The organism is Rhizobium sp. SYY.PMSO, from assembly GCF_046840415.1.
Taxonomy (GTDB): domain Bacteria; phylum Pseudomonadota; class Alphaproteobacteria; order Rhizobiales; family Rhizobiaceae; genus Rhizobium.
In genome coordinates this window covers 2828327-2853711 of record NZ_CP177349.1, presented here as the reverse complement: position 1 = coordinate 2853711, position 25385 = coordinate 2828327, and the positions used below count along the sequence as shown (strand labels likewise).

General features: G+C 62.5%; 27 protein-coding genes. 15 read left to right on the top strand and 12 right to left on the bottom strand.

Translation table 11 applies throughout. From position 1 onward, the window contains the following. The first annotated feature begins 50 nt into the window (after positions 1–50). Both ACJJVH_RS13910 and ACJJVH_RS13905 read left to right on the top strand, forming a co-directional pair. Positions 51–1214 carry a D-alanyl-D-alanine carboxypeptidase family protein gene (locus ACJJVH_RS13910; protein WP_113423982.1) on the top strand — a complete coding sequence of 388 codons (1164 nt, stop codon included), beginning with the start codon at positions 51–53 and terminating at the stop codon, positions 1212–1214. A 117-nt stretch (positions 1215–1331) separates the two neighbouring features. Continuing rightward, a complete protein-coding gene (locus tag ACJJVH_RS13905; RefSeq protein WP_412064171.1) occupies positions 1332–2516 on the top strand; it encodes a CobW family GTP-binding protein in 1185 nt (394 codons plus the stop codon). Between the two features lie 305 nt (positions 2517–2821). Here ACJJVH_RS13905 and ACJJVH_RS13900 read toward each other — a convergent pair whose 3' ends face one another. The 5 genes from ACJJVH_RS13900 to ACJJVH_RS13880 all read right to left on the bottom strand — a co-directional run bounded on the left by ACJJVH_RS13900 (position 2822) and on the right by ACJJVH_RS13880 (position 6788). Next, the gene (locus ACJJVH_RS13900) at positions 2822–3055 is read right to left on the bottom strand and encodes a sulfurtransferase TusA family protein (protein ID WP_412064170.1); all 234 of its coding nucleotides are present in this window, start codon (positions 3053–3055) and stop codon (positions 2822–2824) included. After that, positions 3048–4346 carry a L,D-transpeptidase family protein gene (locus ACJJVH_RS13895; protein ID WP_412064169.1) on the bottom strand — a complete coding sequence of 433 codons (1299 nt, stop codon included), beginning with the start codon at positions 4344–4346 and terminating at the stop codon, positions 3048–3050. The genes ACJJVH_RS13900 and ACJJVH_RS13895 overlap by 8 nt, the downstream gene beginning before the upstream one ends. Before the next feature lie 271 nt (positions 4347–4617). Next, positions 4618–5571: an acetyl-CoA carboxylase carboxyltransferase subunit alpha gene (locus tag ACJJVH_RS13890; RefSeq protein WP_112804122.1), complete on the bottom strand. Its 954-nt coding sequence runs from the start codon at positions 5569–5571 to the stop codon at positions 4618–4620. A gap of 63 nt (positions 5572–5634) precedes the next feature. Next, positions 5635–6609, bottom strand: a complete 975-nt coding sequence (gene xerD, locus ACJJVH_RS13885) for a site-specific tyrosine recombinase XerD (RefSeq protein ID WP_412064168.1) — start codon at positions 6607–6609, stop codon at positions 5635–5637. Between the two features lie 11 nt (positions 6610–6620). Further along, positions 6621–6788, bottom strand: a complete 168-nt coding sequence (locus tag ACJJVH_RS13880) for a hypothetical protein (protein ID WP_412064167.1) — start codon at positions 6786–6788, stop codon at positions 6621–6623. Between the two features lie 161 nt (positions 6789–6949). On the opposite strand from ACJJVH_RS13880, the gene ACJJVH_RS13875 reads away from it, so the two are divergent. Genes ACJJVH_RS13875 through ACJJVH_RS13865 form a run of 3 tightly spaced genes read left to right on the top strand, consistent with a single transcriptional unit; the run spans position 6950 to position 9980 of the window. Beyond that, entirely contained in the window at positions 6950–7543 is a 594-nt protein-coding gene (locus ACJJVH_RS13875) for a shikimate kinase (protein ID WP_113384801.1), read from the top strand. After that, a complete protein-coding gene (aroB, locus tag ACJJVH_RS13870) occupies positions 7540–8670 on the top strand; it encodes a 3-dehydroquinate synthase (protein WP_412064166.1) in 1131 nt (376 codons plus the stop codon). The genes ACJJVH_RS13875 and aroB overlap by 4 nt, the downstream gene beginning before the upstream one ends. Beyond that, positions 8670–9980, top strand: a complete 1311-nt coding sequence (locus ACJJVH_RS13865; RefSeq protein WP_412064165.1) for an HlyC/CorC family transporter — start codon at positions 8670–8672, stop codon at positions 9978–9980. Before aroB ends, ACJJVH_RS13865 begins: the two co-directional genes overlap by 1 nt. Positions 9981–9996: 16 nt before the next feature. Here ACJJVH_RS13865 and ACJJVH_RS13860 read toward each other — a convergent pair whose 3' ends face one another. Further along, a complete protein-coding gene (locus ACJJVH_RS13860) occupies positions 9997–10284 on the bottom strand; it encodes a BolA family protein (RefSeq protein ID WP_112804117.1) in 288 nt (95 codons plus the stop codon). A 109-nt stretch (positions 10285–10393) separates the two neighbouring features. Between ACJJVH_RS13860 and ACJJVH_RS13855 the strand changes: the two genes are divergently transcribed. The 4 genes from ACJJVH_RS13855 (at position 10394) to ACJJVH_RS13840 (ending at position 15330) form a co-directional block, all read left to right on the top strand. Continuing rightward, on the top strand, positions 10394–11014 hold the full coding sequence (locus ACJJVH_RS13855) for a J domain-containing protein (RefSeq protein WP_112804116.1): 621 nt from the start codon (positions 10394–10396) through the stop codon (positions 11012–11014). A gap of 307 nt (positions 11015–11321) precedes the next feature. After that, a complete protein-coding gene (cobS, locus tag ACJJVH_RS13850) occupies positions 11322–12311 on the top strand; it encodes a cobaltochelatase subunit CobS (protein ID WP_112804135.1) in 990 nt (329 codons plus the stop codon). A 17-nt stretch (positions 12312–12328) separates the two neighbouring features. Then, positions 12329–14230 carry a cobaltochelatase subunit CobT gene (gene cobT / locus ACJJVH_RS13845; RefSeq protein ID WP_412064164.1) on the top strand — a complete coding sequence of 634 codons (1902 nt, stop codon included), beginning with the start codon at positions 12329–12331 and terminating at the stop codon, positions 14228–14230. A gap of 104 nt (positions 14231–14334) precedes the next feature. Then, positions 14335–15330, top strand: coding sequence for an esterase-like activity of phytase family protein (locus tag ACJJVH_RS13840; protein WP_412064163.1), 996 nt, complete (start codon positions 14335–14337; stop codon positions 15328–15330). Between the two features lie 100 nt (positions 15331–15430). On the opposite strand, the gene ACJJVH_RS13835 is transcribed toward ACJJVH_RS13840, so the two are convergent. Together ACJJVH_RS13835 and rpmB are read right to left on the bottom strand one after the other, a co-directional pair. After that, positions 15431–16066: a queuosine precursor transporter gene (locus tag ACJJVH_RS13835; protein WP_113372381.1), complete on the bottom strand. Its 636-nt coding sequence runs from the start codon at positions 16064–16066 to the stop codon at positions 15431–15433. 114 nt (positions 16067–16180) lie between these two features. Next, positions 16181–16480 (bottom strand): 50S ribosomal protein L28, encoded by a 300-nt coding sequence (rpmB, locus tag ACJJVH_RS13830; RefSeq protein WP_069612914.1) that lies wholly within the window; start codon positions 16478–16480, stop codon positions 16181–16183. A 236-nt stretch (positions 16481–16716) separates the two neighbouring features. Here rpmB and ACJJVH_RS13825 point away from each other — a divergent pair, with 236 nt between their 5' ends. Both ACJJVH_RS13825 and ACJJVH_RS13820 read left to right on the top strand, forming a co-directional pair. Then, entirely contained in the window at positions 16717–17493 is a 777-nt protein-coding gene (locus tag ACJJVH_RS13825) for a DUF3108 domain-containing protein (RefSeq protein ID WP_112804112.1), read from the top strand. Positions 17494–17532: 39 nt separating this feature from the next. Continuing rightward, a complete protein-coding gene (locus tag ACJJVH_RS13820) occupies positions 17533–18408 on the top strand; it encodes a DMT family transporter (RefSeq protein ID WP_412064162.1) in 876 nt (291 codons plus the stop codon). Positions 18409–18453: 45 nt separating this feature from the next. Here the strand turns inward: ACJJVH_RS13820 and ACJJVH_RS13815 are convergent, their stop codons facing one another. The 3 genes from ACJJVH_RS13815 to gloB form a co-directional block, all read right to left on the bottom strand. Then, positions 18454–19611 (bottom strand): esterase, encoded by a 1158-nt coding sequence (locus ACJJVH_RS13815; RefSeq protein WP_412064161.1) that lies wholly within the window; start codon positions 19609–19611, stop codon positions 18454–18456. 123 nt (positions 19612–19734) lie between these two features. After that, entirely contained in the window at positions 19735–20160 is a 426-nt protein-coding gene (locus ACJJVH_RS13810) for a cupin domain-containing protein (RefSeq protein ID WP_113372385.1), read from the bottom strand. Then, positions 20160–20930 (bottom strand): hydroxyacylglutathione hydrolase, encoded by a 771-nt coding sequence (gene gloB / locus ACJJVH_RS13805; RefSeq protein WP_112804108.1) that lies wholly within the window; start codon positions 20928–20930, stop codon positions 20160–20162. Before gloB ends, ACJJVH_RS13810 begins: the two co-directional genes overlap by 1 nt. A 53-nt stretch (positions 20931–20983) precedes the next feature. Here gloB and ACJJVH_RS13800 point away from each other — a divergent pair, with 53 nt between their 5' ends. From ACJJVH_RS13800 to ACJJVH_RS13785, 4 genes are all read left to right on the top strand, one after another. Then, positions 20984–21763 (top strand): class I SAM-dependent methyltransferase, encoded by a 780-nt coding sequence (locus ACJJVH_RS13800; protein WP_112804107.1) that lies wholly within the window; start codon positions 20984–20986, stop codon positions 21761–21763. A gap of 110 nt (positions 21764–21873) precedes the next feature. After that, positions 21874–22983, top strand: a complete 1110-nt coding sequence (gene hisC / locus ACJJVH_RS13795) for a histidinol-phosphate transaminase (RefSeq protein WP_412064160.1) — start codon at positions 21874–21876, stop codon at positions 22981–22983. Continuing rightward, entirely contained in the window at positions 22980–23909 is a 930-nt protein-coding gene (locus ACJJVH_RS13790) for a prephenate/arogenate dehydrogenase family protein (RefSeq protein WP_412064159.1), read from the top strand. The genes hisC and ACJJVH_RS13790 overlap by 4 nt, the downstream gene beginning before the upstream one ends. A gap of 57 nt (positions 23910–23966) precedes the next feature. Further along, positions 23967–24365 carry a GNAT family N-acetyltransferase gene (locus ACJJVH_RS13785; RefSeq protein ID WP_412064158.1) on the top strand — a complete coding sequence of 133 codons (399 nt, stop codon included), beginning with the start codon at positions 23967–23969 and terminating at the stop codon, positions 24363–24365. Between the two features lie 5 nt (positions 24366–24370). Here the strand turns inward: ACJJVH_RS13785 and ACJJVH_RS13780 are convergent, their stop codons facing one another. Continuing rightward, positions 24371–25384 (bottom strand): DUF2125 domain-containing protein, encoded by a 1014-nt coding sequence (locus tag ACJJVH_RS13780; RefSeq protein ID WP_113358841.1) that lies wholly within the window; start codon positions 25382–25384, stop codon positions 24371–24373. Position 25385: the final 1 nt, after the last annotated feature.

Genomic DNA, 25385 nt, shown 5'->3' with positions numbered 1-25385 from the left:
TTAAATAGACGAAGCTTTCGAGAAAATTCCGGATTCCTGAAGGATAGATCGTGCCGACGAAGCAGAATCGTTTGTATGCCGCCCTGCGGCTCGTTCCTATGGCCGCAGCAGCATCCATGCTTTTCCTGTCGACCGCGCAGACGGCCGGAGCCAACCCGCATATTCTCGTCGATGTGAGCACCGGGCGCGTGCTCGACCAGCAGGAAGCGTTTCGCCGCTGGTATCCTGCCTCGCTCACCAAGCTGATGACGACCTACGTGACGTTCCGGGCCATCCAGTCCGGCCAGATCACGCTCGACACGCCCGTCGTGATGTCGAAGCTTGCAGCGGCGCAGCCGCCGGCGAAGATGTACTTCAAGCCCGGCCAGAAGATGACGCTCGACAACGCGCTCAAGATGATGCTGGTCAAATCGGCAAACGATCTCGCCATGGCCGTCGCCGAAACCGTCGGCGGCTCGCAGCCGAACTTCGTGGCGCGGATGAATGCGGAAGCCGCCCGCCTCGGCATGCGCGATTCGCATTTCATCAATCCGAACGGCCTGCCCGGCAAAGGGCAATATACGACAGCGCGCGACCTTGCCATTCTCAGCGTGGCGCTGCGCCGCGAGTTTCCGCAATATGCCGGCTATTTCTCGCTGGAGGGATTCACCAACGGCGTGAAGCAGGTGCCGAACATCAATATGCTCATCGGCCGTTTCGACGGCGCCGACGGCATGAAGACCGGCTTCATCTGCGCGGCCGGCTTCAACCAGATCGCGTCCGCGACCCGCAACGGCCGTACGCTGATCTCTGTGGTTCTCGGAACCGACAGCCTGGCGGCGCGCGCTGACGATTCCGCCAATTTTCTGGAAAAGGGCTTCCAGAACCAGCTTTCGACGCCGGACACTCTGGCGACGCTTCGACCGACCGCGCCGCTCTCAAACGATGTCGCCGATGTCACCGCCGACATCTGCAGTGCCAAGGGCGCGCAGGCGCGCAGCGAAACCCGAGATCCGTTCGGCCGGACCAAGGTGCAGTCGCCCTATATCCACGAAATGGACCACGAACCCAATTTCGTCTATGCTGGCCTGATCGGCGGCCAGGACATCGCGACGGCCGCCAAGGGCGACAAGGACGATGCCACCGCCAAGGGCGACAAGGCGACCAAGGGCGACAAGATTGCCGTATCCGGTGCATCCAATGTGCCGATCCCGATGCCGCGTCCCACTTTCTAGAGCGATTCAGCTTTTCACGGAATCTCTGAACCGCTCCGTCTCTTTGTTTTCACGCAATTCCGGACGGAAAACCGCCACGCACTTTTCCCGGAATTGCTCCAGTATCGGATATTCCCCATGAGCGTTTCGCAGCAAAGAGTGCCGGTGGCCATCCTGACCGGCTTTCTCGGAGCGGGCAAATCGACCCTGCTCAACCGCATCCTCAAGGACGACGCCATGCGCGACGCGGCCGTCATCATCAACGAGTTCGGCGATGTCGGCATCGACCATCTGCTGGTGGAAAGCTCCGGCGATTCCATCATCGAGCTTTCCGATGGCTGCCTGTGCTGCACGGTGCGTGGCGAACTGGTGGATACGCTGGCGAACCTCATGGACGCCATGCAGACAGGCCGCATCCGGCCGCTGAAGCGCGTCGTCATCGAAACGACCGGCCTTGCCGATCCCGCTCCTGTCATGCAGTCGATCATGGGCAACCCGATCATCGCCACCAATTTCGATCTCGATGGCGTCATCACGGTCGTCGACGCGGTGAACGGCCTGCAGACGCTCGACAATCACGAAGAGGCGCGCAAGCAGGTGGCGGTCGCCGACCGGCTGATCGTATCCAAGACCGGGATTGCCGGCGCGGCGCCCCAAGCTCGGCTTGAGAGCCGCTTGAGAGCCCTCAATCCGCGCGCGCAGATCCTGAATGCCGACAGCGACGAGGCGGGCCGCGCCGGCATCCTCATCAACGGTCTTTACGATCCGGCCTCCAAGATCGCCGATGTCGGCCGATGGCTGCAGGACGAACTGGAGGCCGACGACGATCACCACCACCATGACGACCACGACCATCACCATCATGGCGATCACGGCCACCATCATCACCATCATGCACACCACCACGGCCACCGGCATCAGCACGCGCATGACGTGACCCGTCACGACGGCTCGATCCGGTCCTTCTCCATCGTCGAGACCCAGCCCATCGACCCGATGGCGCTCGAGATGTTCATCGATCTGCTGCGCTCGGCGCATGGCGAAAAGCTTCTGCGCATGAAGGCGATCGTCGCCGTGTCGGATCGGCCCGAGCGCCCCGTCGTGCTGCATGGCGTGCAGAACATCTTTCATCCGCCGGTACGGCTGCCGGCCTGGCCCGACCCCGAAGACCGGCGCACGCGCATGGTCATCATCACCAAGGATCTGCCGGAGGATTTCGTGAAGGGCCTGTTCGACGCCTTCCTCAGCAAGCCGGGCGTCGATACGCCGGATCGCGCGGCGCTGCAGGACAATCCGCTCGCCGTGCCGGGGATGAGGTTTTGAGGTCTTGGGATGCCTCGCCGCCGGGCGGTGAGCGTTGCCGGAGAAAGCTCTCTTATTTTCATGGCCTATCAATGCGCCGTAGGCCGCCCTGTTCGTTTTGAAGGATCGAATGATCGGCGGCTTTTCGTGAAGGTGGCCGTCGGGCATGGATTACCCTCTCCCCTTGGGGAGAGGGCAGGGTGAGGGGGTATCACGCCGAGCGCGGACCGTTATTGCCCTCAGAGAATTTCAGTTTGCCGCGCGTCCCCCCTCATCCGCCCTTCGGGCACCTTCTCCCCGAGGGGAGAAGGAGGAATGCGGGCTTTTCAGCCCTTGCGGATCACAAAGCGATGGCCGCTATCCGTCTTCTCGCTGAGGAGAAGCGTGTGGCCCTTTTCGTTGCAGAGATGGGGAATGTCGATGACGGCAAGCGGGTCGGTCGTCTCGACCGTCAGCGTCGCGCCGCTTGCCATGCCGCGCAGGCGCTTTTCGGTCTTGATCGCCGGATAGGGGCATTTCAGTCCGCGCAGATCGTAGATCTCGGTATCCGGACTATTCACTCTTGGCCCAGAACTTCCAGAAAGGAGGCTTCTTGGCTTCAGTCTGTGCAGTCTCGACAGCCGGGCTTGGCGCATAGGCGAGGGGGTTGAGGCCCGGGTTCATCGGGTTCGCCGTCGGGATCGGCACGTTCGCGGGAACATTGCTCGCTACCAGGGGTCCGGCTTCGGGCTGCTGTGATGCCGCCACGGGCGCGGTCGTGGCCACGCGGATGCTTGCCGTCGAGGGATTGGTGCTCGGGCTGAGCACCGTGCCGCCGCGCGCGACCTGCTGCGCCGACTGGTTGGACATCATCGCCTCGAGATCGGCAACCTTCATCATCTTGCCGGCGGCAAGCGCGGTGCCTGTCGGCGCATAGGCGAGATCGTGGCCCTTGCGCTGCTTGGCGACGACCGCCTTGCGCTCGGCCTCGGTCGGATCGTACCAGGCCATGTCGTCGTACTTCTTCATGGCGAGGGAGTAATCGGCCTGGTATTGCTTGTCGTAGGTCGAAAGCGCCACCTGGAGGGCCGGAGGCGTCGTCATGACCGGGCACTTGCCGCCGGCATTGAACGGGCCGCTGGCCTGCTGGTTGAAGACGTATTTCTTCTCGCAGACCTCGACCTCTGGCGGCCGCTTGGTCACTTCGAAATTGTCGTAGCCGACCTTCAGCATCTTCCAGAAGTCGATGTTGGGGCTCAGACGATGCTTCCACATGTTCTCGGCCGTCATGCGGAAGGGGAAGGCTTCGAGCTGGATCGCCTTCTGGCCGCCCTTGAAGGCGTCGCGCGCGAAGGCGTAGATCTCCAGCACCTGCTGGTCGGTCATCGAATAGCAGCCGGACGAGGAGCAGGCGCCATGGATCATCAGATTGGCGCCGGTGCGGCCGTTGGCGGCATCGTAGCGGTTCGGGAAGCCTGTGTTGATGGCGAGGTAATATTTGGAATTGGGGTTCAGGTTGGCCGGCGTCAGCATGTAGAAGCCTTCCGGGGCCTGCCGGTCGCCTTCCTTCACCTTCGGGCCGAGACGGCCGGACCAGGCGCAGATCTTGTAATCCGCGATGACTTCGAAACGGTTGCTCTGGTTCGCCTTCAGGATTTCCATCACACCTTCTTCCTTGAAGATGCGGATCATGATCGGCGAGTTGCGGTCCATAGCCTTCTTGGCCATGTCCGCGAGGATATGGCTTGGAAGCGGCTGCTCGACCTTGTTCTTGACCGTCGACAGGTCGACCGACGCCGTATCCAGCGCATCGTTGCAGCCGGCGAGTGTCAGCGCCATCAAAGAGACGTAGGCAAGGTGACGGATACGCATTCTGACTTAGCCCATAAATGCGAAGAGTGGCAGTTCGATCTGTTTCGCCACTCCCCTCGAAGCATGAAACGGAATCATAGACGGTTTATACTTGAGAATTCCTTACCAGCCTATGACCTGCCCGCAACGCGTCGGCAAGCTTTTCTTTGCCATAAGAGCTTCGATAACGGAAATGTGGCCAAGATTTGGCCTCATTCCCGTTTTTCGCGATCAATTTTTTCGAATACGCCTCTGATCGGCCGAGTTCCGGCTGAAGCCGGACCCGATGCTCCTAGAGATTCCGCCCCATGGAGAGGAATTTCTGACGCCGGTCGTTGCGAAGCTGTTCGCCCGAGCGGCTGGAAAGTTCGCCGAGCGCGTTCGCAATCGTATCGCCCGCCGAGGCAATCACGGCAGCGGGATCGCGATGCGCGCCGCCGAGAGGCTCGGGGATGATGCCGTCGATGATGCCGAGGCCCTTCAGGTCTTCGGCGGTGATCTTCATATTGGTCGCAGCTTCCTTGGCGCGGGTTGAATCGCGCCAGAGGATCGAGGCCGCGCCTTCGGGCGAAATCACGCTGTAGATCGAATGCTCGAGCATGTAGACGCGGTTGCCGACGGCAATCGCGATGGCGCCGCCGGAGCCGCCTTCGCCGATGACGAGGGAGACGATCGGCACTTTCACGCCGAGACACATCTCGGTGGAGCGGGCGATTGCTTCTGCCTGGCCGCGCTCTTCCGCGCCCACGCCCGGATAGGCGCCGGCCGTGTCGACGAGCGTGATGACCGGAAGCTGGAAACGGTCGGCCATTTCGAGAATGCGGATCGCCTTGCGATAGCCTTCTGGCCGGGCGCTGCCGAAATTGTGCTTCAGGCGGCTTTTGGTGTCGTTGCCCTTTTCCTGGCCGATAAGCGCGACGGGCTGGCCGCGAAAGCGGGCAAAGCCGGCCTGGATGGCGGCATCCTCGGAAAAGGTGCGGTCGCCGGCCAGCGGCGTGAATTCCGTGAACAGCGTATTGGCATAGTCGACGAAATGCGGGCGCTGCGGGTGACGCGCGACCTGCGTCTTCTGCCAGGCATTGAGCTTGGAGTAGATATCGACCATCGCCTCGCGGACGCGGATTTCAAGCCGCCCGACTTCGTCCGACGTGTCGATGCTTTCGTCTTCGCTCGCCAGTTTCTTGAGCTCGTGAATCTTGCCTTCGAGATCCGAGATGGGTTTTTCGAAGTCCAGATAATTGTGCATGAGGTGCGTTTCCGATCCTTTTGCCCGTGACGAGAGACGGCGGCTTTGGCCTGTATGCCGGTCCTAATCCTGTTTTTTTGCCTGTTTGGCAAGGGGGTGATGCGTCTGGACCAGCCGATGAAGGCGTTCTTCCAGCACATGTGTGTAGATTTGCGTGGTCGAAATGTCCGAATGGCCGAGAAGTTCCTGCACCACGCGCAGGTCCGCGCCGTTGGCGAGAAGATGGCTTGCGAAGGCATGGCGCATCACATGCGGCGAGATCTTCGAAGGCGCCAGGCCCGCCCGAATGGCAAGATCCTTGAGATCGCGCGCGAAGACCTGGCGCGGCAGGTAGCCCTGCTTCGAGGCGGCAGGAAAAAGCCATGGGCTTTCAGGCGCAGGTTGCTTGGCGTTTGCCGCAAGCTCCGCCTGCAGCCGGCCATAGGCCTTCAGCGCCGACATGGCCGATTGCGACAGCGGCACTAGCCGTTCCTTGTTTCCCTTGCCGCGGATCATCAGGAAGCGCCCTTCCTGATCCAGCACCTTGGCCGGCAGCGAAATGAGTTCGCTGACACGCATGCCGGTAGCGTAGAGCATTTCCAGGAGCACCAGCATGCGCAGGCGCTGAAGCCGGTCCGGCCCTTCGAGCGCGGCTTCCTGTTCCGCCTGGGTCAGAAGCCTCGTCACCTCCTCGACGCCCATGGTCTTCGGAAGAGCGCGGCCCTTCTTGGGCGCATCGAGGATTCCCGTAGGATCGTCCGTGCGCAGACCTTCCGCATAGAGGAACTTGTAGAACTGCCGCATGGCGGAAAGCCGCCGGGCCTGGGAGGACGGCTTGAAGCCCTGGCTCGACAGGCTGGAAAGATAGGCGCCGAGCTCGCCGGAGCCGGCCTCCGTCAGGCGGACGCCCCGTTCGGACAGGAAGGAATGGAGGTCGTCGAGATCGCGCTCGTAGGATTGCAGCGTGTTGACCGCCGCGCCGCGCTCGGCGCTCATCATCTCCAGGAAGGCTTCCAGATGCACTCGGCCCAGATCTCTCGTGCCGGTTTTCACGGTCATAGCTTGTGCGCTCATGGTTTCAGCGAACCGGTGGCCGGTGGGTTGAGGCGTTCCGACGGAATGCGGATCGTCACATCGCGCGGCTGCGGATCGACGAAGAGCACGAGCGCCCACATCGCTCCATATATCGATCCGGCGATGACCGCGCAGATGACAAGGAAGCGAAACAGGGTTGGCATTCGAGAACTCTCCTTCTCCCGTTCATTGGCGCGGCGATGCGCAATAATTATGTCCTTCAAGGGTTAGCTGAAGGATATTGCAGACATGTTTACGGCAGCGGCGTCTTGACGCTACCGGCGCATTTGACGATACCGTTTCCAAAGAAATTGTGAATGGGCCGATGAGTGAACACGTTCTGACCCTTGCCGAAAGCCTGAAAGACAAGGCGCGCGTTGCGCTGGGTCAGCGCAATCTTGTCCTTGTCGGACTGATGGGGGCGGGAAAATCCTCGATCGGGCGGCTTCTCGCCCAGCAGCTCGGCATTCCCTTCGTCGATACGGATGTGGAGATCGAGCGGGTCTCGCGCATGACGATCGCCGAACTGTTCGCCGCCTATGGCGAGCAGGAATTCCGGGCGCTGGAAACGCGGGTGATCAAGCGGCTGCTGCGCGGCGGCCCGCGTGTGGTGTCGACGGGCGGCGGTGCTTTCATCAACGACAGCACGCGCCTGCACGTCAAGCGCGGCAGCCTCTCCGTCTGGCTCAAGGCCGATCTCGATGTGCTGTGGGACCGGGTCAACAAGCGCGACACGCGTCCCCTGCTCAAGACCGAGAATCCGAAACAGACCCTCGAGAACCTGATGAATGCGCGCTATCCGATCTATGCGGAAGCCGATCTCATGGTTCTCTCCCGCGATGTGGGCAAGGATGTCATGGTCAAGGAAGTCCTTGCTGCGATCGCCGAGGGAAAGACATCAGAAAGCAAGCGAACATGAATGCGATCACACCAGCCTCCGCCGAGCGTCTCGTGCGTGTGCCCCTCGGCGAGCGTGCCTATGACATCCTGATCGGCCCCGGGCTGATCGCCCGCGCGGGGCGCGAGATCGCCGCACGGCTGAAGGGCCGCAAGGCGGCGGTGATCACGGATGAAAACGTCGCGCCGCATTATCTCGCCGCATTGGTCGCAAGCCTGGAGGCCGCAGGCATCCAGGCGTCCAGCCTCGTCCTGCCGGCCGGCGAAAAGACCAAGAGCTTCGAGCACCTCATGACGGTCTGTGATGCCGTGCTGACCGCCCGCGTGGAGCGCAACGATGCGGTCATCGCGCTCGGCGGCGGCGTCATCGGCGATCTCTCCGGCTTTGCCGCCGGCATCGTGCGCCGGGGCGTCCGCTTCGTGCAGATTCCGACATCTCTTCTGGCACAGGTGGATTCGTCCGTCGGCGGCAAGACCGGCATCAACACCCATCACGGCAAGAACCTCGTCGGCGTCTTCCATCAGCCCGATCTCGTGCTTGCCGATACCGACGCGCTGAATACGCTCAGCGAGCGTGAATTCCGTGCCGGCTACGCCGAAGTCGCCAAATACGGCCTGATCGACAAACCGGATTTCTTCGCCTGGCTCGAGGCCAACTGGCGCCAGGTCTTTGCCGGCGGCGCGGCCCGCATCGAGGCGATCGCGGCAAGCTGTCAGGCAAAATCCGATGTCGTGGTTGCCGACGAGCGCGAAAACGGTCCGCGCGCCCTGCTCAATCTCGGCCATACCTTCGGCCACGCGCTCGAAGCGGCCACGGCCTACGACAGCCGCCGCCTGGTGCATGGCGAGGGTGTCGCCATCGGCATGGTGCTGGCGCATGAGTTTTCCGCGCGCCTCAACCTGGCCAGTCCCGACGATGCGAAGCGCGTCGAGGCGCATTTGAAGGCCGTGGGCTTGCTGACCCGCATGGGCGACATCCCCGGCGATCTGCCGCCGGCCGAGACGTTGATGGACGCGATCGCGCAGGACAAGAAGGTCAAGAGCGGCAAGCTCACCTTCATCCTGACCCATGGCATCGGCCAGTCCTTCGTTGCGGACGACGTGCCGTCTTCCGAAGTCCTGAGCTTCCTCAAGGAAAAACATCCCTGATGACGGTCGAGGGCACGCTGGCTGTATTGTTCGAATATTGGCCCGAGATCGCCTCGATCATCGTGCTCGTGCTGCTGTCAGCCTTCTTTTCGGGATCGGAGACGGCGCTCACCGCCGTCTCGCGCACCCGCATCCACACGCTGGAAGCCAACGGCGACGAACGCGCCGGCGTGGTGCGCGGTCTTATCGAGCGCCGCGACCGGCTGATCGGCGCCTTGCTGATCGGCAACAACCTCGCGAACATTCTGTCTTCCTCGCTAGCGACCAGCGTCTTCCTCGGCCTGTTCGGCAATTCCGGCGTCGCGCTGGCGACGGCGGCCATGACCGTCATCCTCGTGATCTTCGCCGAAGTCCTGCCGAAGAGCTGGGCGATTTCGACGCCGGATCGGTTTGCGCTCAATGTCGCGGGAATCGTGCGGCTGTTCGTCGCCGTCGTCGGCCCCGTGTCGAGTTTCGTCAACGCCATCGTCCGCTGGATCCTGGGCCTGTTCGGCATCAACCTCTCCAAGGAAGTGTCGATGCTGTCGGCGCATGAGGAGTTGCGCGGCGCTGTGGACCTGCTTCATCGCGAGGGATCGGTGGTCAAGGCCGACCGCGACCGGCTGGGCGGCGTGCTCGATCTCGGCGAGCTCGAACTTTCCGATATCATGGTGCACCGCACGGCGATGCGCGCCATCAACGCCGACGACCTGCCCGAAGTGGTGGTGCGTGCCATCCTCGACAGTCCCTATACGCGCATGCCGCTCTGGCGCGGCTCGATCGACAATATCATCGGCGTCGTCCACGCCAAGGATCTGCTGAGAGCCCTGGCGGAGCCGAATGTCGAGCCGGAAAACCTCGACATCGTCAAGATCGCGCAAAAGCCCTGGTTCGTGCCCGACAGCACCAATCTCGAGGACCAGCTCAACGCCTTCCTGCGCCGCAAGCAGCATTTTGCCGTCGTCGTCGACGAGTATGGCGAGGTGCAGGGTATCGTGACGCTGGAAGATATCCTGGAGGAGATTGTCGGCGATATCGCCGACGAACACGACCTCGATATTCAGGGCGTACGTCAGGAGGCCGACGGCTCGATCGTCGTCGACGGCGTCGTGCCGATTCGCGATCTCAACCGCGCGCTCGACTGGGACCTGCCCGACGAGGAGGCGACGACGATCGCCGGCCTCGTTATCCACGAATCGATGACCATCCCGGAAGAGCGCCAGGCCTTCACCTTCTACGGCAAGCGCTTCATCGTCATGAAGCGGGAGAAGAATCGCATCACCAAGCTGCGCATCCGCCCCGCCGAGACGGAAGAGGTAAAGCCCGAATAGGCTGCCTTCCGCAGCGCTACCAGCGCACGGCTTCGCCCGGCGCGGCAGGCTCTACCGCCAGCGCATGCAGCCCGGCATCCAGTTCGGGCTTCAAAAGCTCGTTGATTGCCCTGTGGCGCGCCAGGCGCGGCATTCCCGCGAACTTGGCGGAGACGATGCGAACTCTTATATGAGTCTCGCCGGTTCCGGTCATGTCGGGCTGGTGGCCGGCATGCAGATGGCTTTCATTGATGACGACCAGGCGCTCGGGCGCGAAGGCATCGCCGAGCTTCTTCTCGATGCGGGATTTAAGTGTCGTTTCCATATTCCCGCGTCGACCTCCGTTGCGAAAAAAAAGGCTCCCACAAAGCCTGCAACATTCCCATTTGTCAATTCTTGTTGTGGGGTAATCGAGGCCCCATAATTAGGGCGCTATGAGACTTGATTCAAAATATTTCGATCGCATCCGTACCCGCCGCAAGCGCGCGCAGGAGCCCGAGCAGGGGCCGCCGACGTGCCAGTGGGACGGCTGCGACAAGCACGGTACGCATCGCGCCCCTGTCGGGCGCAATGCGGAAGGGCAGTTCTTCCTGTTCTGCTTCGAGCACGTCAAGGAATACAACAAGGGCTACAATTATTTTTCCGGCCTCTCGGACGGCGAGATCGCGCGCTACCAGAAGGAAGCCATTACGGGCCACCGTCCGACCTGGACGGTCGGGGTCAACAAGGCCGCCAAGAACAGTCCGCTTCATTCCGATGTCCGCTCCGGCAGCTATTCCCGCGTGCGAGACCCCTTCGGCTTCGTCAAGGAAGGGGAGGGACAGGGGCGCGGGCCGCGTTTCCCGCAGCAGCGCAAGCTGAAAACGCTGGAGGCGAAGGCGTTCGACACCATGGGGCTCGGCGCTGCCGCCACGGCGCCCGAAATCAAGCGCCGATACAAGGAATTGGTCAAAATGCACCATCCTGATGCCAATGGCGGCGATCGCGGCTCCGAGGAGCGCTTCCGCGCGGTCATTCAGGCCTATCAATTATTGAAACAGAACGGTTTTTGTTAATTCCTGTCCTTGCTCTCCGCCTTCAATCAGGTATGGTCCAAATCGGCTGAAGCTGCGGGTAACCGCGGCAGGGTGCGCATTTGGCTGGCTGCACCTCGGCCAACTTTCCGGACGCGGCGTTTCTTGTCCGGGACTCTGTTCAAGGATGCTCGCAAGCGATCATTTCATCGCGCCGAGATTTTGCTTTAGTCCCGGAGAAGTATCGCCGCTGTTCCGACCGAGCGGATGCGGGCAAAAAGCCGCGGCGTTTCGGATAAGGCGGATGAGTTTGATATGGCAGGGTGAGAGCACCCGCCCTGGAGACATGATGAGCAAGATTGACCTTGATATTTCCGAAGTTCCCGACACCACCGTTTCGGTCCGTGACGTTTTCGGCATTGATTCCGACATTCGCGTTCCCGCCTACAGCCAGGGCAGCGCCTACGTGCCGGATCTGGATACGGACTATCTCTTCGACCGCGAGACCACGCTCGCCATCCTCGCCGGCTTCGCGCACAACCGCCGCGTGATGATTTCGGGCTATCACGGCACCGGCAAATCCTCTCATATCGAGCAGGTTGCCGCTCGCCTCAACTGGCCTTGCGTGCGTATCAACCTCGACAGCCATGTCAGCCGTATCGATCTCGTTGGCAAGGATGCGATCGTCGTCAAGGACGGCCTGCAGGTCACGGAATTCAAGGACGGCATCCTGCCCTGGGCCTATCAGCACAATGTCGCGCTCGTCTTCGACGAATACGATGCCGGCCGCCCCGACGTGATGTTCGTCATCCAGCGCGTGCTGGAATCGTCGGGCCGCCTGACGCTGCTCGACCAGAGCCGCGTCATCCGTCCTCACCCGGCCTTCCGCCTGTTCGCGACCGCCAACACCATCGGCCTCGGCGACACGACCGGCCTCTATCACGGCACGCAGCAGATCAACCAGGCGCAGATGGACCGCTGGTCCATCGTGACGACCCTGAACTACCTGCCGCACAACAACGAAGTCGACATCGTGCTGGCGAAGGTGAAGTCCTTCCGCAACGACAAGGGCCGCGACACGGTCTCCAAGATGGTGCGCGTCGCCGACCTGACCCGTGCGGCTTTCATGAACGGCGACCTGTCGACCGTCATGAGCCCGCGTACGGTCATCACATGGGCCGAGAATGCCGAAATCTTCGGCGATGTCGCCTTCGCCTTCCGCGTCACCTTCCTCAACAAGTGTGACGAGCTGGAGCGTCCGTTGGTCGCCGAGCATTATCAGCGCGCCTTCGGCGTCGAGCTGAAGGAAAGTGCCGCCAACATCGTGCTCGAAGCCTAAGGAAAAGCCGACACATCATGTCAGGTCGCGGAGATAATTCCAAAGCGAAGCCGGGCGCGCCGGTGGACATGGAGCCGTTGCGCCGGGCGATCACCGGCTGCGTCCGCTCGATCGCCGGCGATGCCGAGGTCGAAGTGGCCTTTGCCAACGAACGCCCGGGGATGACCGGCGAGCGCATTCGCTTGCCGGAACTTTCGAAACGGCCGACGGCGCATGAGCTGGCGGTGACGCGCGGCCTCGGCGATTCGATGGCCCTGCGTCTTGCCTGTCACGATGCCCGCGTGCATGCGGTCATGGCGCCCCAGGGTGCGGATGCCCGCAGCATTTTCGATGCCGTCGAGCAGGCGCGCGTCGAATCGATCGGCTCGCTGCGCATGAGCGGCGTTGCCGCCAACATCAGCTCGATGAATACGGAGAAATACGCCAAGGCGAATTTTTCCGGCATCGAACGGCGCGAGGATGCGCCGATCGGCGAAGCCATGGCGATGATCGTGCGCGAGAAGCTGACCGGCCAGAAGCCGCCGGAAAGCGCCGGCAAGGTGCTCGACCTCTGGCGCCCCTTCATCGAGGAAAAGACCGGCGGCGAACTCGACAACCTGCTTGCGACCATCAACGACCAGCAGAGCTTTGCCCGCGTCGTCCGCAATATTCTGTCGGCCATGGAGATGGCGGAGGAGTATGGCGACGAGCAATCCGAGCCCGACAGCGAGGAACAGCCGAGCGAAGAGGACAAGCCGAACGGCGAAGATCAGGATAACGACGACGTCAAGGAAGACGAAGGCTCAGATGCCGCGCCGGCCGAAGACAGCGAAGCCTCCGACGAGCAGATGGAGGATGGCGCGACCGAAGACGGCGGCGAAATCTCCGACGACGATATGAGCGAGGAAGGCGAGGAGGACTCGGAAACGCCGGGTGAGACGCGCCGTCCGAATACGCCCTTCGCCGATTTCAACGAGAAGGTCGACTATCACGTCTATACGGAGGAGTTCGACGAGACCACGACGGCACAGGAACTGTGCGACGTGGCCGAGCTCGAACGCCTGCGCGCCTTCCTCGACAAGCAGCTCGCACATCTGCAGGGCGCGGTGGGACGGCTTGCCAACCGTTTACAGCGCCGCCTGATGGCGCAGCAGAACCGCTCCTGGGACTTCGATCTGGAAGAGGGTTATCTCGACCCGGCACGTTTGCCGCGCCTGATCATCGACCCGATGCAGGCGCTGTCCTTCAAGATGGAGCGCGATACGCAGTTCCGCGATACGGTCGTGACGCTGCTGATCGACAATTCCGGCTCGATGCGCGGCCGTCCGATCACGGTTGCCGCGTCCTGCGCCGATATCCTGGCCCGCACGCTGGAGCGCTGCGGCGTGAAGGTCGAGATCCTCGGCTTCACCACCAAGGCGTGGAAGGGCGGGCAGGCGCGCGAGAAGTGGCTTGCCGGCGGCAAGCCGCAAACGCCGGGCCGGCTGAACGACCTGCGCCACATCATCTACAAGTCCGCAGACGAGCCCTACAGACGGTCTCGCAGCAACCTCGGACTGATGATGCGCGAAGGCCTGCTCAAGGAGAATATCGACGGCGAGGCGCTGATCTGGGCGCACAACCGCCTGCTCGGCCGCCGCGAACAGCGTCGCATCCTGATGATGATCTCGGACGGTGCGCCGGTCGACGACTCCACGCTGTCCGTCAATCCGGGCAACTATCTGGAGCGGCACCTGCGCGCCGTGATCGACCAGATCGAGACGCGCTCGCCCGTCGAGCTGCTGGCCATCGGTATCGGCCATGACGTGACGCGCTACTATCGCCGCGCCGTCACCATCGTCGATGCCGACGAACTGGCCGGAGCGATGACGGAGCAGCTCGCTTCGCTGTTCGAAGACCAGACGAGCATGCCGCGCTCGCGCATGCGCCGCGCAAGCTGAGCCCGCTCAGGCGTCTTGCGGCATCGGCCTTGCGGCCGGTGCCCCTTTCTTCCGCAGGTCTTCGAACTTGGCCGGTTTCGAGAAGCTGCGCGTGCCTGATCGCCGTGCTCGCAGGGCTGCTTGCCGGCTGCAGCTCCGGAAATGACGCGGACGAGGGCGGCCCGGCTGCCATTGACGTCAGGATCATTTCCGCCTTCAAGCCCGGCTCCGATCAAACACGCTTCGGTGCGCTGGAGTTTCTTGGCGGCCTTGAGCTCAGTTCGGACAATGCGCTTCTCGGCGCCGTCTCCGCTATTCGCTTTCGTCCTGACCACCGAAATTTCATCTCCGTGCTGGATACCGGTCATTGGCTCACCGGGGCTGTCGAGCGGGATGAGAACGGCCGACTGAAGGGCGTGAGCGATGCGCGGATCATGCCTATGATCGACCGCTATGGCGGCACGGACCCCGGCAAGGGGGGCATGGATGCCGAGGGACTGGCCCTGCGCGGCAATCATGTCCTCGTCAGCTACGAGCAGCATCATCGCGTCGACGCCTATCCCGATCCCGGCTTCGAGATTTCGCCGCCGGACGGTACGCTGCCGCTGCCGATCCCGCGATGGCAGCTACGCGCCAATCGCAGCCTCGAGGCGCTGATGATCGCGCCGCAGTCGAGCCCGCTTGCAGGAGGCGCCGTCATCGTCGCGGAAGACAGCCTGGACGACGAGGGCAACATGCTTGCCGCCATTCTCGACGGGCCGCTGCAAGGCCGCTTCACCGTGCGGCACTATGGCGGCTACGACGTCAGCGACGGCGTCTTTCTGCCGGACGGGGATCTGTTGCTGCTGGAGCGCCGCTTCGGTCTGATACACGGCCTTGGCGTCCGAATCCGCCGGATAGCCGGCGCGGATATCAAGCCGGGTGCGGTCGCCGGCGGCAAGGTGATCTTCGAGGCCAGCTCAAGAGAGCAGATCGACAATATGGAGGGCATGGACGTGTTCCAGGCGGCCGATGGCTCGCTTCATCTCATCCTGGTCTCGGACGACAATCATTCGATCCTGCAGCGCAGCCTGATGCTGGAATTCAAGCTGCACGATGAAAATGTCGTGAGCCGGAACTAGGCTGTTTTCCGTGCGGAATCGATCCGCCGCCGGTATCTCTCGCAGGTCAGGAATGCGTGCTGCGCACCAAAGGGCAGGCGCGCAGCGGATCATCGGTCCTTCAGGCTGTCGGAGCCTGCGACATCGGCTTCAGCATGTTCATCAGTGCGCCATAGGGCAGCAGCATGACGAGACCGACCGTCACCTTGACCGAAAAGTCGCCGATCGCCCAGGAAATCCAGCGGGGTGCCGATGCGGAAAAGATGCCGAGGATCGGAGCCCAATCGATCGCGAAGGGATCGTTCGGCCCGAAGAACACGAAGAACGGCGCGAAGGCGAAGGAGAAGAAGATCAGCGTGTCCAGCATCGAGCCGATGAGCGAGCCGAACAGCGGCGCGCGCCACCAGGCCATGCGGCGCAGGCGGTTGAAGACCGAGATATCCAGCAGCTGGCCGGCGAGATAGGCGGAGCCGGAGGCGATCGCGATGCGCGGCTGTGCCGTGTAGAACGATAGCGCCACGCCGACGACGAAGCCGGCAAACACCACCTTGCGCGCGGCCTTCGGGCCGAACTGGCGGTTTGTCAGATCGGTGATGAGAAAGGCGACCGGATAGGTGAACGCGCCCCAGGTGAGGATATCCGCAAGGTTGATGCCGGCGAGCGTTGCCTGCAGCGGATATTGCACGAGGATGTTGGAGGCGACGACGACAAGCGTCATCAGCAGAACGTAGATAAGGGTATGGCGTGTCGTCAGCATTTTTTTATCCTGGGTGATGCCACCAGTTGGAGGAAACCGGGCATGGAAAAAGGCCTGTCCGGATATGATCCGTGCAAGCCTCTTAGCCCGTATGATATCGCGAAGCGCTAGAGCTTACGCAGCAACTGCGGCTTCAGCGGACTTCTTGACGATCTGGCGACGCAGCAGGCGAGCGCGCATGCTGAGTTCGTTTTCGCTTGCCTTCAGCAGGAAAGCGTCCAGACCACCGCGATGTTCGACAGAGCGGAGCGCTGCAGCGGAAACGCGCAGGCGATAGCGCTGGCCGAGAACGTCGGAGATCAGCGTGACCTGGCAAAGGTTCGGCAGGAACCGACGCTTGGTCTTGTTGTTGGCGTGGCTGACATTGTTGCCCACGAGGACGGCCTTGCCAGTCAATTCGCACATGCGGGACATGGTACACCTACTTTTGTTTTTCTTGACCATCGGATAGTCATCCCGGGCAAAACCCGGCACGCAATCCAACAGGCCATAATTGGAAAGTTGCGGTTCTATAGTCAGAGAGCCCGGCCGCGTCAAGCCAAACCTTGTGTTTTCCCGCAATTCCGTCAAAAAGCTGCTGTTCTCTGACGCTCGCAGCAGGCGAGGAAAGCACTATATATCTCGCCTGATCCTCGTTGAAGGCCTTGATCATGGTTCAAATTCGCAAGTGTCTTGTTATTTCGGCGATCGTTGCGTCGATGTCATCGATGGCATCGGCCGACGTGCTGCGGCATGAAACGCGGTATCGCGTTTCGCTGGCAGGCCTGCCGATCGCCAGGGCGGATTTCAAGACCGAGGTCACGGGCAAGCAGTTCACCATCCGTGGCGATATCACGTCTGCGGGCCTTGCCGATCTTGTTACTTCCATCGATGCCAGGACGGACGTGACCGGCGTCGTCGACGAAAACAGGCTGCAGGCGACGCATTATTCGCTGTTCTACAAGAGCGGCAAGAAGGAGCGCACCTACGATGTGGCCTATGCCAACGGCAACGTGACGTCGAACACCATCACGCCGGAGCCGAAGCGACCGGATAGCTGGATCCCCCTTTCCGAGGCGGACCTGAAGTCGGTGCTCGATCCGATTTCCGGCATGATCTTCCCGATCACGCCCAGCCTCAATCTGTGCAACCAGACGCTGGCCGTCTTCGACGGCGAGATGCGTATGGACCTGAAACTGTCGCCGAAGGGATCGCATCCGTTCTCGACGGATGGCTTCAAGGGCAAGACGATCGCCTGCGCCGTGCGCTTCACGCCGAAGAGCGGCTATAAGGGCACGCGCAAGGACTATCTCTATCTCGCCAAGAGCGACAATATGGAGATCTGGTTTGCCAAGGCCGATGCCATGAACGTATATGCTCCGGTCTACGTCCGCATACCCACACAATACGGGACGGTGACGATTACGGCCGTAAAATACGGCAGCTAGCGGTGGAGGACGTCCGCAGCGGCCAGCTTGGGGGCAGGGTTGACGTTTCGCGCGACATTGACGGGCTTCTCGGCCATCGTGATGTGGTCGTTTCTGGCGCTTTTGACGGTGGCGTCCGGCAGGATGCAGCCCTTTCAGCTGCTCGCCATCTGCTTTGCCATCGGCAGCATTCCCGGCATCGCCGTGCTTCTGCTGCGGCCTGAGCGCCTGCAATTGCTGCGCCAGCCCGCCAAGGTCTGGATAACGGGAATTGCCGGGCTTTTCGGCTATCACTTCCTTTATTTCACGGCGCTGCGCCATGCGCCGGCGGTCGAAGCGGGGCTTATTGCCTATCTCTGGCCGCTGCTGATCGTCGTCGGCTCCGCGCTGCTGCCCGGCGAGCGGCTGCGCTGGTATCATATCGTCGGCGCTCTGATGGGGCTCGCGGGCACGGTTCTGATCGTCGGCCGCAACGGCTTTCATTTCGAAGGCGCCTATGCCGTCGGCTATGGCGCGGCCTTTCTCTGCGCCTTCACATGGTCCGGCTATTCCCTCGTCACGCGCCGCTTCGAGGCCGTTTCCACCGACGTCGTCACCGTTTTCTGCCTTGTCACTGCCATTCTCTCCCTTTTTTGCCACCTTGGGCTGGAGGAAACGATCTGGCCGGAGAGCGTGACGCAATGGATTGCCGTACTCGGTCTCGGCCTCTTTCCTGTCGGCGCGGCCTTCTATGCCTGGGATTACGGCGTCAAGAACGGAGATATCCAGATTCTCGGCGCGGCGAGCTATGCCGCACCGCTGTTGTCGACCCTGATCCTGACGCTGTTCGGCTTTGCCGAGCCGAGCTGGGGCATCGCGCTTGCCTGCCTGCTCGTCACCGGCGGCGCGGTGCTGGCCGCGCACCGGATGATCCTGCGTCGAGGCAATGTGGAATAGCCGCGGGCCGAAGCGGCGGAATAGCTCCGCCGCATTCCCGATCGGCTATTTCTTGAAGACCTTCTCCAGGAAGGCGACGAGCGACGGCCGCCAGACATCCATTTCGTGCTGGAGGTCCGGATATTCGTGATACTCGTGCTTGATCTTCTTCTCGTCCAGCGTCGCCTTGAGGCCGGCGACATCCTTGCCGACAACCTGATCCTTGCTTCCGACCGTCACCGTGAAGTTGCGGAGCGCCTTGTTGATCTTCTCCGGCTCGTTCAGCACGGCGTCCACGGTCTTGTTGGGGACGGTCGTCGTGCTGACGCCGCTGAAGGTTGCGACCCAGCCGAAGGTGTCGAGGTGCGAAAGGCCCGACACGAGGGCCTGATACCCGCCCTGCGACAGGCCGGCAACGGCTCGGCCGTCGGCGTCGTTGCGCACCCGGTAATGCTTCTTCATGTACGGGATGAGATCGTCTGTCAGCTCGCGATCGGCCGCCTCGGCATTCGCCGGATAGAAGTTCGCGCGCCGGTCCGCGCCGGGGAAAGTCTCGGCGATCGCGTCCGGCACATCGGTTTCCGTATCCGGGATAACGACGATCATCGGCTCGATCTTCTTCTCTGCCAGAAGATTGTCGAGGATTTGCGGCGCGCGGCCCTGCGCGACCCAGGAGCCGACCGTGTCGCCAAATCCGTGATAGAGATAGAGCACGGGCAGCGGCCTGGAGGAATCGGTGTAGCCGGGCGGCGTGTAGACATACATCTGCCGTTCCGAATTGAGCGCCCTGGAATGCAGTGTCACCAGCCGCAGGTCGCCGTGCGGCACGTTGCGGGTATCGAGTATGCTGCCGGGCACCAGGATGAGGCTGGTATTGACCTGCCGCTGCGGCTTGGGCGCGTTCGTGCCGGTGTCGACGCTGCGAAAGCCGTCGACATTGAAATAATACTCGTAGAGATCCGGTTTAAGCACCTCCGTCTTGAGGCTCCATGTGCCGTCATCGCCGCGCTGCATGGCGACAGGATCGCGCAAGCCGAGGCCGACGGACACCGCCTTTGCCGAGGGCGCATACAGGCGGAAGGTGATGGAGCCGTCCTTTTCGACGGACGTTACATAGTTTTTCAGCGGCTGGTCTGCCGGCGGCGAGGCCGGCGCATCAAGGGCGAAAACAGGGGCGCTCATGACGCAGCCCGCCGCGACGAGCAAAGAAAACAACACACGCACGAATAAACCTCCTCCGAATGGACCAATCTTCTCTCTCCCCGTGTAAAGCTAGATGGCGCAGAACTTTTTCAAGGCTGCGCGCTCCGTGCTGTCCCGCTTGATGTCAATGAAAGGTAAAAAGGGTCAGCCGGAAGCGGGCTTCCAGTCCGGGCGGGCCATTTCGAAGCTCGAAAACTCGAAGCCGGGCGCGACCGTGCAGCCGACCAGCGTGAATTCGCCGAGGCTTTCGGCCGATTGCCACCAGTTGGCCGGAATGATCGCCTGCGGCCGCTCGCCCTTTGCCAGATCCGTGCCGAGAACGAGCCTTTCGCTGGCCGTGCCGTCGGCGGAGCGATGCAAGGCGAGAGGTGCGCCGGCATAGTAATGCCAGACCTCGGCTGCATCGCGAACCCGGTGCCAGTGCGAGCGCTCGCCGGCCTCGAGCAGATAGTAGATCGCCGTGGAGTGGCCGCGTGCGCCGCCGTTTTCGTCGCGAAAGGTCTGCACGTACCAGCCGCCTTCCGGATGCCGCTGCATGGAAAGCGTTTCGATGATCTCTTTCGCCCGCATCAGAAATTGTCCTTGCGCTTGCGGATCTCGGCGAAGACCTCGTCATTGCTGCGGCTTTCCATCAGCAGGTGGCGGCGGATCGCCGGATCGGCGGCGCGCAGGAACGGGTTCGTCTCTTTCTCCAGTGCCAACGTCGTCGGGATGGTGAACTTGCCTTGCGCCCTCAACGCCTCGATATCGGCGGCGCGCGCCTTCAGTCGTTCGTTGTCGGGGTCGATGGTCAGCGCGAAGCGGGCGTTCGACAGCGTATATTCGTGGCCGAAATAGACGGCCGTTTCGTCCGGCAGCACGGCGAGCTTCTGCAGCGAGGCCCACATATCCGCCGGCGTGCGCTCGAACAGGCGGCCGCAGCCGAGCGCAAACAGGGTGTCGGCGGCAAAGAGCAGCTTGTCGTCGACGAAGTGATAACAGACATGACCGGCGGTGTGGCCGGGCGTCTCGATGACATTGACCGTATGGCCGGCGAACTCGAACGTATCGCCGTCGCCGACGGCGCGATCGAGGCCGGGGATTGCGACGGCCTCGTTGATGGGGCCGATGATCTCGCAGCCGAACTGCTCCTTCAGCGCCAGATTGCCCTCGACGTGATCGGTGTGATGATGGGTCGTCAGGATGTGGCTGATCGTCCAGCCGCGGCGATCGGCCGCCTTCAGGATCGCCTCCGCCTCCGGAGCGTCGATCGATGCCGTCAAGCCGGTCTCGGGATCATGGACCAAGACGCCGTAATTGTCGGACCGGCAGATAAATATCTCTAATTCCAATGGCTTCATGATCGAAATCGTCCTCGTCTTTTCCGTTGTTACAGAATGTAAGCCGTTCGGCCTTGAAGTCCAACGCTCGGCTGATAACATTTGTTTCGATGCACGCCGATATCGTCGACCTCCGCCAGTTCTATCATTCCGAGCTTGGCCGCTTGGCCGAGCAGTCGATTGCCATGGCGCTTTCCTCCATCTGGACGCGCATGCCGGAGGAGCGGCTCGTCGGCCTCGGCTATGCCGTTCCCTATCTCGACCGCTTTCGTGCCGATACCGAGCGCACCTTCGCCTTCATGCCGGCGGGGCAGGGCGCGGTGAACTGGCCGATGGGCTCGGCATCGTCGACGGCCCTGATCTTCGACGAGGAGCTGCCGTTGCCGGACAGCTCGATCGACCGCGTGCTGATGGTGCATTCGCTGGAGTTCGCCGAAAGCCCGCGTGAGACGTTGAAGGAGCTTTGGCGCGTGCTGGCGCCGGGCGGGCGGCTCGTCATCGCCGTGCCCAACCGCCGCGGCGTCTGGGCGCGCATGGAGCATACGCCGTTCGGCTCCGGCCGGCCCTATTCGCGCGGCCAGCTGACCTCGCTGCTGCGGGAAACCAACTTCACGCCGGGCGCAACCGCCGAGGCGCTGTTCTTTCCGCCCTCGAAGCTGCGCACCGTGCTGCGCTTGCGCCGCGCCTTCGAGCGCGTCGGGCGTACCCTTTGGCCGGCCTTCTCGGGCGTCATCATCGTCGAGGCGCAGAAGCGGCTCTATCAGGGGCTGCCCGTTGCCGTTCGCGCTTCGCGCCGTGTCTTCGTGCCGGTGCTTGCGCCGCGCGGCATACCGACGACGCGCGACGGCACCTGATGCGATCAGCCTCATGCATGAGCCCTGACACTCGACAAATTTGTCAATCCGCATTAATGCGACGGGGTGTTTAAAGCCGGAATTTTCCGGTCCTTCGCAAGGTCGATCCCATGAGCATGGAAATGAGCAAGCCCGTCCCGCGTTCCGGTATTCTCGATATCGCTGCCTATGTGCCGGGCAAGGAGCATGCGCCGGGCGTTGCGCGCGTGTTCAAGCTCTCCTCGAACGAGACGCCGCTCGGCGCCAGCCCCAAGGCCATCGAAGCCTTCCGCAATGCTGCCGGACAGCTCGAGCGCTATCCGGACGGGCAGGCCAGGGAGCTGCGCCAGGCGATCGCCGACGTGCATGGGCTGAATGTCGCCAACATCCTCTGCGGCAACGGCTCGGACGAGCTGCTGGGCCTTCTCTGCCACACCTATCTCGGCGCCGGTGACGAGGGCATCATCACCGAGCATGGCTTCCTGGTCTACAAGATCCAGATCATGGCCGCCGGTGCGACGCCGGTCACGGTCAAGGAAAAGGATTGCACCGTCGACGTCGACGCCATCCTCGCCGCCGTCACCGAGAAGACCAGGATGGTCTTCATCGCCAATCCCGGCAATCCGACGGGGACCTATGTGCCGGTCAGCGAGATCCGCCGTCTCCAGGCGGGCCTGCCGAAGCACGTCATCCTCGTCCTCGATGCCGCCTATGCCGAATATGTCCGCCGCAACGACTACGAGGCCGGTCTGGAGCTGGTGTCCGCCAACCAGAACGTGGTCATGACCCGCACCTTCTCGAAGGTCTATGGCCTTGCGGCGCTTCGCATCGGCTGGATGTACGGTCCGGTCGACATCATCGACGCGATCAACCGCATTCGCGGCCCGTTCAACATGAACACTGCCGCCATCGTCGCCGGAGCGGCCGCCATTCGCGATCAGGCCTTCACGGAAAAGGCCGTCGCATTCAACACGCTCTGGATCGGCAGGATGACGGCAGCGCTCGAGGCCATCGGCCTCAAGGTGACGCCATCGGTCGCGAATTTCATTCTGATCCATTTCCCCGACAGCGACGGCCAGCGTGCGGCTGAGGCCGACGATTTCCTCACGAGCCGGGGCTATATCGTCCGGGCCGTGCGGGCCTATGGCTTCCCGAATTCGCTGCGCATGAGCATCGGCACCGAAGAAGCCAATCTTGGCTTCATCGACGCCCTGACCGAGTTCATGGGGCGCAAGGCATGAGCGGCATCCAGTTCGACCGTATCGCGCTGATCGGCATCGGTCTCATCGGTTCATCCATCGCCCATGATCTCAAGAGGCTGGGCCTTGCCAAGGAAGTGGTGGTCTCCACGCGTAGCGCCGAGACCCTGAAGCGGGCCGAGGAACTGCAACTCGGCGACCGCTACACGCCGTCGTCGGCCGAAGCGGTGAAGGACGCCGACCTCGTCATCGTCTCGGTGCCGGTCGGAGCATCGGAGAGCGTCGCCAAGGACATCGCCGCGCACCTGAAGCCGGGCGCCATCGTCACCGACGTCGGCTCGACGAAAGCATCGGTCATCGCGCAGATGCAGCCGCATATGCCTTCCAGCGTGCATTTCATTCCGGGCCATCCGCTGGCGGGCACGGAAAAATCCGGCCCGGATGCGGGTTTCCCGGGGCTGTTCAAAGGGCGCTGGTGCATCTTCACGCCTGTTCCCGGCACCGATCAGGCCGCGATCAAGCGGCTTCGCGATTTCTGGGAAACGCTCGGCTCCCGCGTCGACGAGATGGATCCCGAACATCACGACAAGGTGCTGGCGATCGTCTCGCACCTGCCGCATCTGATCGCGTACAACATCGTCGGCACCGCCGACGATCTGGAGACGGTGACCGAGTCGGAAGTCATCAAATATTCCGCTTCCGGCTTCCGCGATTTCACCCGCCTTGCCGCCTCCGATCCGACCATGTGGCGCGACGTCTGCCTGCACAATCGCGATGCCATCCTGGAAATGCTCGCCCGCTTCTCGGAAGACCTCGCATCGCTGCAGCGTGCCATCCGCTGGGGCGAAGGCGACAAGATTTTCGACCTGTTCACCCGTACCCGCGCCATCCGCCGTTCGATCGTCGAGGCCGGTCAGGACGTCGACGCGCCGGACTTCGGCCGACATGCCCTGGATACGAAGGAATAGGCATCTTCACGCGATGGAGGGCCGCCGGTGATCGCCAGACGCGGATGCTCCGAAGATATGTCCTGGCTCATCGAGCACGACGACGTCGGTGAGGGCTGGATCAGGCGTTGCATCGCGTTCGGCGAATATTTCGTGGCCGAGCGGGAGGGCGAACGCGCCGGTTTCCTGCGATTCAGCCTCTTTTGGGGCAAGATACCCTATATGGACATGATCCGCGTGCTGCCGTCGCACCAGCGCGCCGGCATCGGCACGGCGCTGTTCCGCGCATGGGAGAGCGCCATGATCGAAGAGGGAGCGCGGCATCTGATGACGTCGAGCGAATGGGCGGAAGCCGGGCCGCAAGCCTGGCACCGCCGCAACGGCTTCAAGGCCGCCGGCAGCATCGACCTTCGCATCGTCCAGCCGAGCCCGGAGATATTTTTTCTGAAGGACATCTCCGACGCCCGAAGGAGATAGCGATCTCAGATCGGCGGGATCTTGCCGAGCGGAATGAAGCCGCTGAGCGACAGGCGGCCGCGATCGGCGGTGAGATCGACGGAGACCTTGTCCGCGCCGCTGGCGAGCGCCTTCAGCATCTTCGTTGCCGTCTTGATGATGCTCTTGGCGGCGGGAAGCGTCGTCGTCAGGCTGTCGCCCCAAGGGCCGATCTGATTGATTTCCAGCTTGAACTGGCCGGACAGAAAGCCGTCGTCGTCGAAACTGAAGGGGCCGGAAAGCGTCATGATGCGGCCGTCGCCGATATCGATGACGGCCTGGTGCAGCACGCCCGCGGCACCGCGAAGCCCCTCGCGGTCGCTGCCGTCGAGCAGGCCGGCCTTGCCTGATAGGGTCACGCTGGCGCTGCTCGATGCGGTCGGCAGGGTCTGCGGGAAATCCTTGATGACGGTATTGGCATTTTCGACGCCGATGGCAAAATCCAGATCGTTGCCGTTCTGGCTGGCATGCATCTCGGTATGGGCGGCGGTCACGTTGACGCTCTGGCCGGTGACGGAGGAGACGATGCCCGCCTTAAGCCCGTCGATGACGGTTTCGCTCCGTGCGACGCCGCGGCCCTTGGCGACGAGGCTGGATTGCAGGTCGGTCCACTCGGCCGACACGGATAGGCCTGCGGTGGTGCGCAATTCGGCCGGCGATTTCAGGCTCCAGCTGACATGGTTGGGCTGGAAGACCGGCGCGGAGGCGTTGAGCATGTCGAAATTGGCCGAGACGCCGCGCGTCTGATTGTCGACAGTCACCGTGTCGCAGGTCAGGCCGATGGAGAAGGGGAAGCCGTTGAAGGCCATGTTCTCGCATTTGCCGGCAACGCTGGCGCCGTTCTGCTGGCCGAGCGCCTTGAGGACGTTTGCCCTGACGAAACTGGTCGCATAGTACCAGCCGCCGGTATAAAGACCGGCCAGGACCACCACCAGTCCCAACAGGATGAACCACAGACGCCTGCCTCGACCGGTCGTTACGCTCTGGCTTGACGCTGCCATG